At 39.5% G+C, this 15,495-nt stretch carries 14 protein-coding genes; 10 read left to right on the forward strand and 4 right to left on the reverse strand.

Annotated elements, in window-relative coordinates; genetic code table 11:
* Position 1 precedes the first annotated feature (1 nt).
* From aroE to lptD, 3 genes are read left to right on the forward strand one after another with little or no spacing between them, the layout of a single operon-like run.
* Positions 2 to 820: a shikimate dehydrogenase gene (gene aroE, locus INP94_RS02205; RefSeq protein WP_197543893.1), complete on the forward strand. Its 819-nt coding sequence runs from the start codon at positions 2 to 4 to the stop codon at positions 818 to 820.
* Positions 817 to 1,374: a DNA-3-methyladenine glycosylase I gene (locus INP94_RS02210; protein WP_197543894.1), complete on the forward strand. Its 558-nt coding sequence runs from the start codon at positions 817 to 819 to the stop codon at positions 1,372 to 1,374. Before aroE ends, INP94_RS02210 begins: the two co-directional genes overlap by 4 nt.
* 46 nt (positions 1,375 to 1,420) lie before the next feature.
* Positions 1,421 to 3,763: an LPS assembly protein LptD gene (gene lptD, locus INP94_RS02215; protein ID WP_197543895.1), complete on the forward strand. Its 2,343-nt coding sequence runs from the start codon at positions 1,421 to 1,423 to the stop codon at positions 3,761 to 3,763.
* Positions 3,764 to 3,847: 84 nt separating this feature from the next.
* On the opposite strand, the gene xerC is transcribed toward lptD, so the two are convergent.
* Both xerC and INP94_RS02225 read right to left on the reverse strand, forming a co-directional pair.
* A complete protein-coding gene (gene xerC, locus INP94_RS02220) occupies positions 3,848 to 4,735 on the reverse strand; it encodes a tyrosine recombinase XerC (RefSeq protein ID WP_197543896.1) in 888 nt (295 codons plus the stop codon).
* A complete protein-coding gene (locus INP94_RS02225; RefSeq protein ID WP_070868226.1) occupies positions 4,735 to 5,169 on the reverse strand; it encodes a GNAT family N-acetyltransferase in 435 nt (144 codons plus the stop codon). The genes xerC and INP94_RS02225 overlap by 1 nt, the downstream gene beginning before the upstream one ends.
* Before the next feature lie 199 nt (positions 5,170 to 5,368).
* On the opposite strand from INP94_RS02225, the gene tpiA reads away from it, so the two are divergent.
* Entirely contained in the window at positions 5,369 to 6,160 is a 792-nt protein-coding gene (tpiA, locus tag INP94_RS02230; RefSeq protein WP_005694828.1) for a triose-phosphate isomerase, read from the forward strand.
* A 71-nt stretch (positions 6,161 to 6,231) separates the two neighbouring features.
* On the opposite strand, the gene INP94_RS02235 is transcribed toward tpiA, so the two are convergent.
* Positions 6,232 to 6,861: a response regulator gene (locus INP94_RS02235; protein ID WP_049369963.1), complete on the reverse strand. Its 630-nt coding sequence runs from the start codon at positions 6,859 to 6,861 to the stop codon at positions 6,232 to 6,234.
* A 184-nt stretch (positions 6,862 to 7,045) separates the two neighbouring features.
* On the reverse strand, positions 7,046 to 9,547 hold the full coding sequence (locus tag INP94_RS02240; protein WP_197543897.1) for a class I adenylate cyclase: 2,502 nt from the start codon (positions 9,545 to 9,547) through the stop codon (positions 7,046 to 7,048).
* 136 nt (positions 9,548 to 9,683) lie between these two features.
* Between INP94_RS02240 and hemC the strand changes: the two genes are divergently transcribed.
* The 6 genes from hemC to INP94_RS02270 all read left to right on the forward strand — a co-directional run bounded on the left by hemC (position 9,684) and on the right by INP94_RS02270 (position 15,482).
* Positions 9,684 to 10,616 (forward strand): hydroxymethylbilane synthase, encoded by a 933-nt coding sequence (hemC, locus tag INP94_RS02245; RefSeq protein WP_197543898.1) that lies wholly within the window; start codon positions 9,684 to 9,686, stop codon positions 10,614 to 10,616.
* Between the two features lie 9 nt (positions 10,617 to 10,625).
* Positions 10,626 to 11,387 (forward strand): uroporphyrinogen-III synthase, encoded by a 762-nt coding sequence (locus tag INP94_RS02250; RefSeq protein ID WP_197543899.1) that lies wholly within the window; start codon positions 10,626 to 10,628, stop codon positions 11,385 to 11,387.
* 9 nt (positions 11,388 to 11,396) lie between these two features.
* Positions 11,397 to 12,695 carry a uroporphyrinogen-III C-methyltransferase gene (locus INP94_RS02255; RefSeq protein WP_197543900.1) on the forward strand — a complete coding sequence of 433 codons (1,299 nt, stop codon included), beginning with the start codon at positions 11,397 to 11,399 and terminating at the stop codon, positions 12,693 to 12,695.
* Positions 12,696 to 12,704: 9 nt separating this feature from the next.
* Positions 12,705 to 13,991, forward strand: a complete 1,287-nt coding sequence (locus tag INP94_RS02260) for a heme biosynthesis protein HemY (protein ID WP_197543901.1) — start codon at positions 12,705 to 12,707, stop codon at positions 13,989 to 13,991.
* A gap of 173 nt (positions 13,992 to 14,164) precedes the next feature.
* Positions 14,165 to 14,824 (forward strand): amino acid ABC transporter permease, encoded by a 660-nt coding sequence (locus tag INP94_RS02265; RefSeq protein WP_049364192.1) that lies wholly within the window; start codon positions 14,165 to 14,167, stop codon positions 14,822 to 14,824.
* The gene (locus tag INP94_RS02270) at positions 14,814 to 15,482 is read left to right on the forward strand and encodes an amino acid ABC transporter permease (RefSeq protein ID WP_111315383.1); all 669 of its coding nucleotides are present in this window, start codon (positions 14,814 to 14,816) and stop codon (positions 15,480 to 15,482) included. Before INP94_RS02265 ends, INP94_RS02270 begins: the two co-directional genes overlap by 11 nt.
* Positions 15,483 to 15,495: the final 13 nt, after the last annotated feature.

Consider the following 15,495-nt stretch of genomic DNA (forward strand, 5'->3'; position numbering starts at 1 on the left):
TATGCAGCACTATGCCGTTTGGGGCAATCCGATTGCTCAAAGTAAATCCCCGTTGATTCATCGCTTATTTGCCAAGCAAACCCAGCAAACGATGGAATATGTTGCCAAATTAGGTGACCTTGAGAATTTTGAGCAGCAATTACAGGCTTTTTTTGCTGCAGGGGCGCAAGGTTGTAATATCACCGCACCATTTAAAGAACGCGCCTATGCGCTCGCTGACGAACATAGCGAACGGGCAAAACTGGCTGAAGCCTGTAATACACTAAAAAAATTATCTAACGGCAAACTCTATGCGGACAATACCGATGGCATTGGTTTAGTGACGGATTTACAACGTTTAGGTTGGATTCAACCACAACAACGCATTTTAATTTTAGGTGCCGGCGGGGCTACCAAAGGGGTATTACTCCCTTTATTGGAAGCACAACAACAGATTGTCTTGGCTAACCGCACGCTAGAAAAAGCGCAACAACTAGCAGATAAGTTCAAGCCTTATGGCACAATTGAAGCTGTCGCGATGGATGCGATCCCCGTACAAACCTATGACTTGGTGATCAATGCAACTTCGGCAGGATTAAGTGGGTATACCGCCGCTGTTGATGGCTCAATCTTATCATTGGCCCGAGCCTGTTATGACATGCAATATGCCAAAGGCAACGATACGCCTTTTATTGCGTACTGTAAATCCTTAGGTCTGAATATTGTCAGCGATGGTTTTGGTATGTTGGTGGCGCAAGCCACCCATTCGTTCCATTTGTGGCGCGGGGTAATGCCTGATTTTATCACTATCTATGAACAACTCAAAAAGGATATGGTATGAGTACAAATACGAGATGCCCTTGGGTAGGTAAACTTCCGATTTATATCGACTATCACGATAAAGAATGGGGTAAGCCACAATTTGACAGTCAAAAGCTGTTTGAGAAAATCTGTTTAGAAGGGCAACAGGCAGGGCTTTCTTGGATTACTGTATTGAAAAAACGTGAAGCCTATCGGGCTGCGTTCCATCAATTTGATCCTGCCAAAATCGCGCAAATGACCGAGCAGGATATTGATCGTTGCATGGAGAATACCGGGCTTATTCGCCATCGAGCAAAACTGGAAGCCATTGTAAAAAATGCCAAAGCCTATTTAGCTATGGAAAAGTGCGGTGAAAATTTCAGTGATTTTGTGTGGTCGTTTGTAAATCATCAACCAATTATCAATGATGTCCCCGATATTTCTGTGGTACCCGCCAGAACTGAAACCTCAAAAGCAATGTCAAAAGCGTTGAAAAAGCGTGGTTTTGTCTTTGTTGGCGAAACGACATGCTATGCCTTTATGCAATCGGTGGGGTTAGTCAATGACCATACAAATAACTGTTGTTGTAAATGATGTTCCAGTATAATCCCCCTAATTTCATCTGAATAAGAGCTGAATTATGAATAAAAAATATACCTTAATTTCAATCTCAATTCTGACCGCACTTTATAGTCAACAAAGTTTGGCAGATCTGCATGCTCAATGTTTACTTGGCGTGCCTCATTTTACTGGTGAAGTTGTAAAAGGTGATGTTAATAATTTGCCAGTTTATATTGAAGCAGATAAAGCAGAAATTAATCAGCCAACTCAGGCGATTTATCAAGGCAATGTCGATTTGAAACAAGGAAACCGCCATTTAGTTGGTAATTCAGTTGAAGTTAAACAAACAGGTGAAGGTAAACAAGTTCAACGTTGGGCTTATTTACGTGGTGGATTTGATTATAAAGACAACCAAATCAATCTATTAGGTAATGATGCGAGTTTTAATTTAGATAGCAAAAACGGTAACGTAACCGATGCAGACTACCAACTTGTAGGACGTCAAGGTCGAGGTAAAGCACAAGAAATTGAGTTAGGTGATGATTACCGCTTAATGAAAAACGCGACATTTACCTCTTGTTTACCCGACGATAATGCCTGGGCGGTAGATGCCTCTGAGATTCGTCAGCACATCAAAGAAGAATATGCCGAATTTTGGCATGCACGTTTTAAAGTATTAGGTGTGCCAGTATTCTATACTCCTTATCTGCAATTACCGATTGGTGATCGCCGTCGTTCAGGTTTATTAATGCCAACCGTTGGTCATTCTAGCCGTGATGGTTATTGGTATAAACAACCAATTTATTGGAATATTGCACCCAATTACGATGCCACATTTGCACCAAAATATATGTCTCGTCGTGGATGGCAATTAAATGGTGAATTCCGTTATTTAACGCCAGTTGGTGAAGGTAGATTGGCAGGAGAATATTTAGGACGTGATCGTTATGATGAATATACCAGTGATAATCGTAAGCGTCATTTGTTCTATTGGAACCATAATTCCTCTTTTCTTGAAAACTGGCGTTTCAATGTTGATTACACTAAGGTAAGTGATAAACGTTATTTTACTGATTTTGATTCAGATTATGGTGACAGTACTGATGGTTATGCAAATCAATACGCACGTATTGCTTACTATAAACCTAATTACAACTTCGCGATTTCAGCACGTCAGTTCCAGATTTTTGATGAAGTCGATATCGGGCCTTACCGAGCGATGCCACAAATCGACTTCAATTATTACAAAAATGATTTGGCGAATGGTTGGGTCGATTTTAAATTATTTTCGCAAGCAGTACGCTTTGATAATGATAGTGCTTTGATGCCAAAAGCATGGCGTTTTCATGTTGAACCAAGCTTGTCTACAGCAATGTCAAATAAATATGGTAGCTTGAATATTGAGACTAAACTTTACGCGACCCATTATAACCAGAAAAAAGGTTCATCTTCTGCAGCAGAAGACGTACAAAAATCAGTAAATCGTGTATTGCCACAATTAAAAGTAGATTTACAAACGGTTTTAGCAAGCAATAAAACTTTATTTGATGGCTATACACAAACGCTTGAGCCTCATGTTCAATATTTGTATCGACCATACAAAGACCAAAGTAATATTGGTTCAAAACGAGTGAATGATTATCTTGGCTTTGGTTATGATTCCGCGTTAGTCCAACAAGATTATTATTCATTATTCCGTGATCGTCGTTATAGTGGTTTAGATCGTATTTCATCAGCTAATCAAATAACGCTTGGTGGAACAACTCGTTTTTATGATAAGAATTCTGATGAACGTTTTAACTTCTCTGCAGGACAAATTTATTATTTAACGGCATCAAAAATTGATGATAATCCAAATAATCGTACGCCAAAATCCTCTTCTTCTTGGGCCTTGGAGTCTAACTGGAAAATTAGCGATAAATGGAATTGGCGCGGTAGCTACCAATACGATACATTGCTAGATAAAGCCTCATTGGCGAATAGCAGTTTGGAATTTAACCCGATGAAGAACAATCTGATTCAGTTAAATTATCGTTATGCGAGCAAAGAGTACATCAACCAAAACTTGGGTGCTTCCGCAAACCGTTATCAACAAGACATTAAACAGGTTGGTGTTGTGGCTGCATGGGAAGTGTCGGATAACTGGGCTCTTGTTGGAAAATACTATCAAGATATTGCGTTGAAAAAACCGGTTGAGCAATATGTGGGGGTGCAATATAACTCGTGCTGTTGGTCTTTAGGCGTTGGTGCAAGACGTTATGTGACGAGTCGCCAAAATCAACGTAACGACCAAGTGGTTTATGACAACAGCGTTGGTGTCACCTTCGAATTACGAGGTTTAGGTGAAAATGACCATCAAAGCGGTATTGAAGACATGCTGAAGAAAGGGAAACTTCCTTATATTCAAGCGTTTAGCTTATAGTGAAATGAATAAAGGCTACCATAAGGTAGCCTTTTTGTTTAGAAGTGCGGTTAAAAAAGACAAGGATTTTTGACCGCACTTTGTTTATTTTTTTCGTTTTGCTCGAGGATGGGCTTGATCATACACTTCTGCAAGATATTGGAAATTTAAATGCGTATAAATTTGCGTGGTGGATAAATTACTGTGTCCTAAAAGCTCTTGAACAGCCCGCAAATCTGAACTCGCTTCCAGCATGTGAGTGGCAAAAGAGTGACGTAGTTTATGCGGATTGAGATGGCTGTTTAATCCTTGTCGAATGCCCCAGGTTTCCATTCGTTTTTGAATAGAACGATGAGTAAGGCGATTTCCCTGTTGGCTCACGAAAAGCGCTTCATCTTTTGGATTAAATAAAGGGCGTACTTTCAACCATTGCTGAATTGCATGAGAAGCATAGCGTCCAAAAGGCACAATACGTTCTTTGTTTCCTTTACCAATCACTCTCACTTCACGTACACGGGTATTAATGCTATTGAGGTTTAAGCCTTGTAATTCAGATAAGCGAAGTCCTGAGCTATACATCAACTCCATCATCGCACGATCACGCAAATCAATCGGATCTTTGCTGTCATTTGAAAGCAATTTTTGGACCTGTTCAGCATCAATATTTTTGGGTAAATGCTTGCCTTGTTTCGGTGCTGAAATACCCGTTGCCGGATTCACTTTCATTTGCCCTTGTTGTACAAGATAGCTGAAAAACTGACGAAGAGCAGATAAACGTAATGCCAAGCTCTTTTCTTTTAAACCTTGCTTACGGCTTTCCGCTAAAATAAGACGAACCACACTTGGATTTACTTGCTGCCAGTGCTGAATACCTTTTTCAGCTAAAATCGCTAAAATGGCATCCAGTTGATGTTGATAATTAGTGAGGGTATGTGGGCTTACTTGGCGTTCAATTCGCAAGTAATCCCAATATTGATTGAGGAGTGTATGCATTAGAGAGTTAATTCAAACAAACTTTTTTTCGTGTTTAGCTTAAATCCTTCGCGTTCTAAAATACTCTGTTGAGCTTGGCTCAATTCCGCCACTAAACGGTTAGATTGTGTATAACGGACAAACTCTTTTGCTTTAGAAATAAGCGCTGCATAAATCTCGGCTTGATGTTTATCTTCTTTGACAAAAATATCTGTTAATTGCCAATAGCGTTGTAGTTGTAAAGAAGATAAGCGAGGATAAAGTTGAACAAAGCCAATCGCTTGTGCATTTTCGTTTACAGCAATAAAAAACATGCTTTCATTAAAACGCATACGATTTGTTAGAAAGGTTAAAGTGCGGTCAGGATTTTCACTCATTCCGTTGGCAAGTCGATAGGCTTCAAAGAGTGGAGCAAGCACTTCTATATTCCATTGTTCGGCTTTGAAAATTTTCATTGTTACCAGACCTATTTTCCGTTTATTTATAAAATTGGTTATTTTTTATCGGTTCCGTACAGTAGATTGTAGCTTTTTAGCACAAAATAATCATCATTTCCCCAAAAAAATTTTCAAAATGTGATTTTGCACAAAGAAATCTGTTCAAAGTTTGGTATAGTAAACACACTTTTTATTTATTCAATATGGAGAAACAAAAATGGCACGTCGTCCTTTAGTGATGGGTAACTGGAAATTAAACGGTTCCAAAGCGTTCACCAAAGAATTAATCGAAGGATTAAAAGCAGAATTACACGATGTAACAGGTTGTGATGTGGCAATTGCCCCACCTGTTATGTATTTAGGTACGGCTGAAGCGGCACTTTCTGGTTGTGGTTGCAGCTGTGGCGGCAAAAGTGTGATTCAGCTAGGTGCACAAAACGTAGATATCAATGTGAAAGGTGCATTTACCGGTGACATTTCTAGCGAAATGTTAAAAGATTTTGGTGCAAAATACATCATTATCGGTCACTCTGAGCGTCGTACTTACCACAAAGAAAGCGATGAATTTGTGGCGAAAAAATTTGGTGCATTAAAAGAAGCAGGTTTAGTACCAGTATTATGTATTGGTGAAACTGAAGCAGAAAACGAAGCTGGCAAAACGGAAGAAGTATGTGCGCGTCAAATTGATGCAGTCATCAATGCATTAGGTGTAGAAGCATTTAATGGTGCAGTGATTGCTTACGAACCAATTTGGGCAATCGGTACGGGTAAATCAGCAACTCCAGCACAAGCTCAAGCTGTTCACGCATTTATCCGTGGTCACATCGCAGCAAAATCACAAGCTGTAGCAGATCAAGTGATCATTCAATACGGTGGTTCAGTAAATGATGCTAACGCAGCAGAATTATTCACTCAACCGGATATCGATGGTGCATTAGTAGGCGGTGCTTCACTTAAAGCGCCTGCGTTTGCGGTAATCGTAAAAGCCGCGGCAGCAGCGAAAAATTAATTTTTCTTGCTTTAAAGAAATAAAAAAAAGAGCGGTTAAAAAACCGCTCTTTTTTATGATTTGAAACTTGTCTATCGACCATTTCGTTCAAAGAATAAGACAGTTGCTGCAACACGTGAATGCACGTTAAGTTTACGAAGTAAATTACGAATATGCACTTTAACTGTTTCTTCCGAAATGAAAAGTTGGCCTGCAATTTGTTTGTTGGATAAACCTGTCGCGATTAAACGTAACACATCCATTTCACGATCAGTGAGTGAGTCAATTGGATCAATCGTATGTTTACGCTCTAAAAGTAAATTTTTGATTGAATCACTTAAAATCACTTCACCTTGTGCAACACGTTTAATTTGCTCAAGTAATACATCTGGCTCAGTATCTTTCAGTAAATAGCCATCAGCACCCGCATCAATTAAGGTGAAAATATCATTTTTCGCATCAGATACGGTTAAGATTAAAATACGCGCATCAATACCTTCTGCACGTAAACCTTTGAGCGTGTCTAAACCGGAAAGACCCTTCATATTAAGATCTAAAATAATTAAATCCGGTGATTCTTGAATTGCAATGGAAATACCTTCGGTACCGCTTCCTACATCAGCGACGACTTCAAAATTCTCTTCTAATTCAACTAATTGTTTGATACCACGACGCATTAATGGATGGTCGTCGATAATTAATACTTTTAACTTTTCTTGCATAATATTCTCCAAGAGATAAGCGGACGAACATTCTATCGTCTGAAGGCGAAAACGTCTACAGCCTTAGATTACTTCTCAATAGATTTTCGGACGAGGGATTCTATCGGGATTTTGCTTATCTTCCAATGCATAATTTGCAGATAAATGAGTTTTATCCCAAACAATGCTTGTTTTGATTTAGCTATTAGCAAGTCCTTTTGCTTTTAAATTTGAACGGCATAATACGCATGCCGCTTTCTGTCGGATGCAATTGATAAAATTGCGGGTAATTAAAATTCCGTTGCACCATTTTATACGGATTTTCACAATCTTTCGAACCAAGCGATTGATAAATCTGATTTATTTCACGTACTTTATCATCTTTCGAACCTTCACATTGACGATAAATTTCGAGACGATTTTTTTCATCTAACAAATAGACGTTAAAACTATCATCCACATTATCTTCAAAAAAGAACTGTAAAAAACCTTCACTGGCAAATAAATCAATTTCAGGCGGGTATCGACGGGCCTCAGGAATAATTTCTTTTTCTTCCAACTGAGTCGGTAAAACGTCCTCAAAATTGACCGCACTTTCTTTTCCGCCTTCAATAGGTTGCAAACTGATCCCTTTTTCCTCAAAAAAGAATTGCCAGTTTTTTCCTGCTACACGTAAACGAGAATGGGTTGTTGGACGACTATCTCCCAATTGAATACTAATACAACGATTGACTAACGCACTCACTAAGTTTCGCAACGTACGATTGTAGTGTTTACTGTAACAGAAAACCTGTACAGAACGCGGCTGATTTACACCCTGATCAATTTTATTAGAAAGCACTTTTAAGGCAAGCAAAATCGCATTCTGCCCTTCAAAATGTAGAGTTCGAATTTCATTCCATACGTTACGGTAAGTGAAATCAATGCTACCCACCAAACTCTGTTCTAATTGACCAAAACTGAACAAATCACTTGGCGAAATATTGGATTTAAGTTCTTCGACTTGTGCTGTTGGATCATTCACTAAGTTTACTGCAATAAATAGATCGCGGATTTCACATTGGGACGAAAGCGCCTCATTTGTTGGAGCTTGACCATTTGTATGCGGGAAAAACAACCGTAAATCGGCGACAAAATTACGTAAAGTGAGTTGGTCGATATTTTGACTGATTAAGTGCAAATGAGTTTCAGCGGTCAACAAGCGATTAAAATAAGCCCATGCGACGACTTTATTTAAACTTTCACCGTATTCAATCACACGTTCTTTCGAGAACATCATATGATGTGGTGGCTGATTCACCATATACCACCCATCCTTAAAATTCTTATTGCCGAGAACTTCGATAAATGTGAGGTGATCTTCTGCTAAATTATGCGAAATCTGTGGATTCAGTAATGTGATTTTACCTGGTAATTCTTCAAAAGCAGTATAAAGTTTGCGAGAAAGCACCGTAATATCTTGCGGAATCACGCTAGAATTAATTTTGTGTTTACGTGCAAAATCCACCAGATTTCGATAACTCATCATCAAGAAATTCACTAAATTATTGTGACTTTCTTTCACACGTTTGATTTTCCAATTTGGACGCTGATCCAATTCTTCAATACGCTCTTTTGACCAGCCCCATTCTTGAGCCATCATTTTCATATAAGAAATACGCCAGTTTGATGCGTGATATAACGCAAAGTCTTCTGTGGCTTTCACATAAAAACAAGAACGTATGAAATCAAGACGCTTAAATTCTGAATGTGCGGTCAAATATTGACTAATTCTCTCTAGAATCGCGATATAAGGGTCAAAATGATGTGCAGCGGTACTACGACCGGAAAGTAAATCTTCTTTAAATTGACGAGCAATTAAATGGGCATTTGGGTATTCTTGGGCATAGGTTTCCAACAATAAGATTTTCATCACCGATTTATACGGTGAATCAATACCTTTATAAAGTTGCCATAAGCTCGCACCAAAATATTCACTGGCTGAGAATTGCCCTAAGCCACCAAAATCAACCCAATCATTTAAATTAAGCTCACCAGCTGCAACTAAACGAGCAACTTCGACCTCATATTGTTTTTCATCTTCCACCCACAAGTGGAGCCACAATAATGGCTTGCCAGCAAGACGTACAGCGGAGCGATAAAATTCTTCCAACAGCAACATATATTGAGCTGAACCACTGTTTTCTTTAGTTAGTGGATCGGAATAACGTTCGTTACGGAAACGTTGTTGCGTCATCAAATAGAAATGCATTTCCACATGAAATGTCGATGCCCATTGGCTGATTTTCTTCGTTTTTTCTGCTAAGCGCTGCTGTTCTTGTTCAGATAAATCATCTTGATGGCAGATCCAAATATCCAAATCAGAAGCTGAAGTTTGGCTAATGGAGCCAAAACTGCCCATCACATAAATACCTAAGATCTGCGCAAAAACAGCATCAGAATTGACTGCACTTTGCACGGCTTCGACAAGTTCGGGATGTTCTTTTGAGAGAAAATTTTGCTGATAATTTGAAAAAGTAAAATCAGCAATGCCTGCCGGGGCATCTTTCACATAACTCGGCAGAGCAGGATGATTAAGATGCAACAACAGCGGCACTAAAGAGACGATGTGTCGGAATGCATCACCTGAGCCCAATAATGCACGATCAAAACGACGTTTATCTAGAGTTTTGATACATTTTCGGGCTTGAGTGAGATCGTATTTCAAGGCTTCCTACCTATGACCATATAACTGATATTACTGTACCACTTAGCTCATCAGAAATCAAAAATTTAAATGATCTGACTTTTTGCCCTAAAAATGGTAGCATAGGGCATGTTTCTATTTAAAATCAGCGGTATTTATGGCAGTACTTAAAACCTTAAAAATTGCAACCCGTCAAAGTCCTTTAGCCCTTTGGCAGGCAAATTTTGTGAAAGATCAATTAGAAAAATTTCACCCAACGCTTTCTGTTGAATTAGTTCCAATGGTAACGAAAGGCGATGTCATCCTGGATTCCCCTTTAGCTAAAATTGGTGGAAAAGGCTTATTTGTTAAAGAGTTAGAAAATGCTTTACTCGAAAAACGTGCCGATATTGCCGTCCATTCAATGAAAGACGTACCAATGGAATTTCCAGAAGGTTTAGGGTTAAGTGTGATCTGTAAACGTGAAGATCCGCGCGATGCTTTCGTCTCCAATACATACCGTTCATTAGATGAATTGCCCCAAGGCGCTATCGTTGGAACATCAAGCTTACGTCGTCAATGCCAACTAAAACAATTACGCCCTGATTTTGATATCCGTTCCTTACGTGGCAATGTGGGAACCCGATTAAATAAATTAGACAATGGCGAATACGATGCCATTATTTTAGCCTCAGCTGGCTTAATTCGTTTAGGGCTAGCGGAACGTATTGCCTCATTCATTGAAGTAGAACAATCTTTACCGGCTGCCGGACAAGGCGCGGTAGGCATTGAGTGCCGTGTTGATGATGAAGAAGTAAAAGCATTACTTGCGCCACTTTCAGATGCCACTACGACAACTTGTGTTTTGGCTGAGCGTGCAATGAATACTCGCTTACAAGGTGGCTGCCAAGTGCCAATCGGAGGCTATGCCATTGAGCAAAATGGCGAAATTTTCTTGCGTGCACTCGTCGGCGAAACCGATGGTTCCGTGATTATTCGTGCAGAAGGTAAAAGTGCGGTTGAAAACGCCGAAGCATTAGGCGTGAGCATTGCAGAACAACTTCTAGCACAAGGCGCAGATAAGATTCTGGCGAAGATTTATTCAGCATAGGAAATTACCATGGCCGTACTAGTCACTCGCCCTGATGAACGAGGACAAGCCCTCGTTGACCAGCTGAATCAAGCCGGTGTAGTTGCCTTGCACTTGCCTTTGCTTTCTATTGAAGCGGGTGTTGAGTTGGCCCAATTACCGACGAAACTTAATCAGCTAAAAAGTGGTGATTATGTGTTTTTGGTTTCAAAAAGTGCGGTCGATTTTGCGGATAAAACCCTGAAAGATATTGGCTTTAGCTGGCGTCAAGATTTACAATACTTTACAGTTGGACATAGAACGGCACAGCATTTTTCCTGTCAAACTGAATGTACTATTCGTTATCCAATGACGTCGGAAAATACTGAAGGTGTATTAAATTTACCGCAAATGACAGAATTAACAGATAAAAACTTGTTAATTTTACGTGGCAACGGTGGACGAGAATTACTACGTGAACAGGCCACACTACGCGGTGCAACTGTTGAGACAGTCGAATGTTACCAACGCACGCCGATTAATTATAATAACGAAGAGCAAACCAGTATTTGTATTCGTTCTGGTGTGCAAACCCTTGTGGTAACAAGCCTTGAAATTTTGCAGGCGTTAATCGAATTTGTGCCTGAAAATGAACAAAATTGGCTAAAAAATTGCTGTTTAGTCACGGTAAGTCAACGCATTGCGGATGTCGCAGTACAACAAGGTTGGCATAATGTGGTGGTTTCCGCTGGTGCGGACAATCAAAGTTTACTTAATACCTTACTTAATGAAGTAACTCCCCTTTCTCACTAAGGAAAAGATATGGCGAAAGAGAAATTAACCCCTGAAACGACAGATGAAATCCAAGAAACAGATGCAGTGGAAATTCAAACTGAAGATCGCGAGCCTGTTGCGCCACGTACACAAACTGTTGTGAAGAAAAGTGGTACTGGATTAAGTTTATTGGCTATTCTCATTGCACTTGGCGTGGGTGGTGCAGGTTATTATTTTGGCCAACAAAAAGTGGATGAATTCCAACAAAAATTGACCGCACTTGAAGCTCAAATCAATAATAAAACGGTGGTTTCAGCACCTGCTCAAGAAGTAAAATTTGATACTACACAGCTTGCTCAATTAGAGTCTGCGAATAAAGCAACACAAAACAAAATTGCGCAAGTAGAAGAGCTAATCAATGCCAAATCACATGAGTTAGTTGGCTTACAATCACAAATTAATAAAGTGAGCGCACAAGCTAATGCTCAACAACCTACCGATTGGTTATTCTCAGAAGCTGATTTCTTACTCAACAATGCATTGCGTAAATTAGTGTTAGATAATGACGTGGATACAGCGGTTTCACTCTTAAAACTCGCTGATGAGACTCTTGCTAAAGTGAATAACTCACAATCCGCGGCTATCCGCAGCGCAATCAATCAAGATCTGAAACAACTTCTCTCCGTAGCTGGCGTCGATCAAAATTCGGTCATGCAAAAATTATCGCAATTAGCTAATACTGTTGATGAGTTACCTGTGTTAGATGTGAATTTTGGCGACGACCAAAATGCAACAAAATTATCAGATTCCCTGTCTGACTGGGCGGAAAATGCAGAAAAGAGTGCGACCTCATTCTTAAATCACTTTATCCGTATTTCACCGAAACATGGTGCGGATCGCAAAGAATTATTAGCGCCAAACCAAGATATATATTTGCGTGAAAACATTCGTTTACGCTTACAATTAGCGATTATGGCCGTGCCTCGTCAGCAAAATGAGCTTTATAAACAATCTTTAGAAGCCGTTGCATCTTGGATTCGTAGCTATTTTGATACCAATGCTGAAGTGACTCAAAGTTTCTTAAAATCAGTGGATGAATTATCTGAAGTATCTATCTATGTAGATGTACCAAGCCAATTACAAAGCTTAAGTATGCTTGATAAGTACTTAAATCGTACACCTTTAGATGTACAGAAAGTGGAAATTGAAGCAGAAAAAGCGGTTGATAATTCACCAAGAAAAGAAGAAGTAAAACCAGCACCTGAAGTGAAAGTGGAAGAGCCAAAAGCTGAAGAAAAACCCGCTGAAGCACCAGCTGCACAACCGGCAACTGAACCCCAACAATAAGGATAGATAATGTTTAGAGTTCTCTTTTTAATGCTCGCCTTACTTGCCGGATTGATTGCAGGGCCTTACCTCTCCGGTCAGCAAGGTTATGTCAGAGTTGAAACGGCAAACACCGTGTATGAAATGTCACTTACTACATTAGTCATTCTCTTTGTGGTCGCACTTGCAGTGATTTATACATTAGAGTGGATTGTTACCCGTTTCTTCCGTTTAAGTAGCAATACCTATAACTGGTTTTCTCGTCGTAAACGTGTGAAAGCACAACGTCAAACCCTTGAAGGCTTGATGAAGATGAATGAAGGCGATTATGCCAAAGCAGAAAAACTGATTGGTAAAAACGCAAAACATTCTGCCGAGCCAGTATTAAATCTGATTAAAGCCGCTGAAGCTGCACAACAACGCGGTGATGAATTCAGCGCAAACCGTTATTTAATTGAGGCGACGGAGCTTGCCGGTTCAGATAATCTATTAGTCGAAATTGCCCGTACCCGTATTTTATTACAACAAAATAAATTACCGGCTGCGCGTAGTTCCGTTGATAGCTTGCTTGAAATGTCAGATCGCAACAAAGAAGTATTAAAACTTGCTGCTGAAATTTATAGCCGTTCCAAAGCTTATCAAGCACTTGATGGCATCTTAGATTTAATCGAAGGTTCAGGCTTATTCTCAGCTGAAGAATTTAAAGCGCTTCAACAAGAAACAGAAAATGGCTTGTTAGATGAGAAAATGAATGAAGAAGGCGTTGAAGGCTTGCTCGCATGGTGGGAAGCTCAGCCACGCCGTCGTCGCAATGATTTAGAATTAAAAACCGCTTTAATTCAACGCTTGATTGATTGCAACGACCATGAATCAGCTTATGAATTTACGCTTGAAATCATGAAAAAATTGGGTGATAACACCCCAATTAGCCCTGAGCTTTGCACGCAAATCACTCGTTTACAAGCAGAAGATAACAGCAAACTGCTTAAGTTAGTGGAAAAACGTGCAAAACGTGCCGATGAAAGCCAACGTTGTTGTCTCAATCGTGCATTAGGCTATCTTTATGTTCGTAATAACGATTTTGCTAAAGCAGCAGAAGCATTTAAAGAAGTTACTGCTTGCCCAACTCAACTTCAACCAAATGATGTCATGATGGCATCTTATGTGTTCGAACAAGCTGGCGACAAAGAAGCAGCGGAAAAAATTCGTCAGGACAGTTTAAAATCAGCCATGTCTATTCAAGACAAACCGGCTGAAATACAAGATGAACCAAAAACAGACGAAGAACCAACCGTACTTATTGCAAAACGTGATTAAAATAAACAAAGGTGGGGCTGAATAAAGCCCCGTTTTTTTATTCCTAACCACCACTTATTTCATTTAAAACCCACTTGTTATTACATTTCATTATAAGTAATAAATTTCCATTCTTTTCTCAACGATTCAAAATTTTTTACTATATCGTTACGCAAACGATTAAATTATAAAAAATGAATTGGGATTATATTTTAAGTGTCACCCCACGTTTTATTCATGCCACGCTGATGACCCTTCATCTCGCCTTTTGGGGCATTTTATTGTCGCTAGTGATTGGTGTGATTTGTGCGGTGATTACCACCTACAAAGTCAAATCATTAACTTGGCTAGTAAAAGGCTATATTGAGCTTTCTCGTAATACGCCTTTATTGATTCAAGTGTTTTTTCTCTATTTTGGGCTGTCTAAAATTGGCCTGAAATTAGATGGATTTACTTGCGGCATTATCGGCCTGGCATTTTTAGGTGGAAGCTATATGGCAGAAGCCTTTCGTGGTGGTCTGGAAGCGGTATCAAAAGGGCAAATTGAATCAGCCTTAAGTATTGGTCTAACCCCTTTTCAAGCTTTTCGCTATGTGATTTTCCCACAAGCCTTTGCGATTGCCACACCTGCAATCGGCGCAAATTGCTTGTTCTTAATGAAAGAAACCTCAGTGATCAGTGCCGTTGCCGTAGCCGAACTGATGTTTGTGGCGAAAGAAGTCATCGGGCTCGATTACAAAACCAATGAAGCCTTATTTTTATTAGTGGTGTTTTATTTGATCATTCTATTACCGATGTCTCTGTTCATCGGTCATTTAGAACGCCGTACTCGGAGAGCAAAATATGGGGCTTGAATTATTATTCCAAGGCAGCAACATTGAACGCTTGCTCAACGGTTTATGGGTGACGGCTGAAATTGCGTTCATTTCTGTCTTCTTCGCCTGTATTTTAGGTGTGATTTTTGGCGTAATCATGACAAGCAGAAATCCCATTATCAAAGCCATTTGTCGCTTTTATTTAGAATTTATACGCATCATTCCATTATTAGCCTTACTTTTTCTCGCGTATTTTGGTTTAGCAAAATGGTTTGATATTCACTTAGATGGCATTTCTGTATGTATTTTGGTGTTTATTTTCTGGGGAACGGCTGAAATGGGGGATTTAGTGCGTGGCGCATTAACTTCCATTGAAAAACATCAAGTGGAATCAGCCTACGCTTTAGGTTTAACGCCGTTTCAAACCTTTGTGTATATTTTACTTCCACAAAGTTTAAAACGTGTGACACCAAGTGCTATTAACCTCTTTACCCGCATGGTAAAAACCAGTTCCTTGGCAATGTTAATCGGTGTCGTAGAAGTGATTAAAGTCGGTCAACAAATTATCGAGCATTCATTATTTAGTAATCAATCGGCGGCGCTTTGGATTTATGGTGTCATTTTCGGTTTATATTTTGTGATTTGTTACCCGCTATCCTTATTTTCCCGTTATTTAGAAACCCGTTGGGAAAGTTAATTTTAATTAGGAA

Source organism: Haemophilus parainfluenzae, from assembly GCF_014931395.1.
Taxonomy (GTDB): domain Bacteria; phylum Pseudomonadota; class Gammaproteobacteria; order Enterobacterales; family Pasteurellaceae; genus Haemophilus_D.

Bases quoted from the DNA above. Each gene is read 5' to 3' on its own strand.
- INP94_RS02235 (WP_049369963.1), bottom strand. From the start codon at position 6,861: ATGCAAGAAAAGTTAAAAGTATTAATTATCGACGACCATCCATTAATG.
- INP94_RS02260 (WP_197543901.1), top strand. From the start codon at position 12,705: ATGTTTAGAGTTCTCTTTTTAATGCTCGCCTTACTTGCCGGATTGATT.
- hemC (WP_197543898.1), top strand. From the start codon at position 9,684: ATGGCAGTACTTAAAACCTTAAAAATTGCAACCCGTCAAAGTCCTTTA.
- INP94_RS02250 (WP_197543899.1), top strand. From the start codon at position 10,626: ATGGCCGTACTAGTCACTCGCCCTGATGAACGAGGACAAGCCCTCGTT.
- xerC (WP_197543896.1), bottom strand. From the start codon at position 4,735: ATGCATACACTCCTCAATCAATATTGGGATTACTTGCGAATTGAACGC.
- INP94_RS02225 (WP_070868226.1), bottom strand. From the start codon at position 5,169: ATGAAAATTTTCAAAGCCGAACAATGGAATATAGAAGTGCTTGCTCCA.
- INP94_RS02270 (WP_111315383.1), top strand. From the start codon at position 14,814: ATGGGGCTTGAATTATTATTCCAAGGCAGCAACATTGAACGCTTGCTC.
- lptD (WP_197543895.1), top strand. From the start codon at position 1,421: ATGAATAAAAAATATACCTTAATTTCAATCTCAATTCTGACCGCACTT.
- INP94_RS02210 (WP_197543894.1), top strand. From the start codon at position 817: ATGAGTACAAATACGAGATGCCCTTGGGTAGGTAAACTTCCGATTTAT.
- INP94_RS02255 (WP_197543900.1), top strand. From the start codon at position 11,397: ATGGCGAAAGAGAAATTAACCCCTGAAACGACAGATGAAATCCAAGAA.
- tpiA (WP_005694828.1), top strand. From the start codon at position 5,369: ATGGCACGTCGTCCTTTAGTGATGGGTAACTGGAAATTAAACGGTTCC.
- aroE (WP_197543893.1), top strand. From the start codon at position 2: ATGCAGCACTATGCCGTTTGGGGCAATCCGATTGCTCAAAGTAAATCC.
- INP94_RS02265 (WP_049364192.1), top strand. From the start codon at position 14,165: ATGAATTGGGATTATATTTTAAGTGTCACCCCACGTTTTATTCATGCC.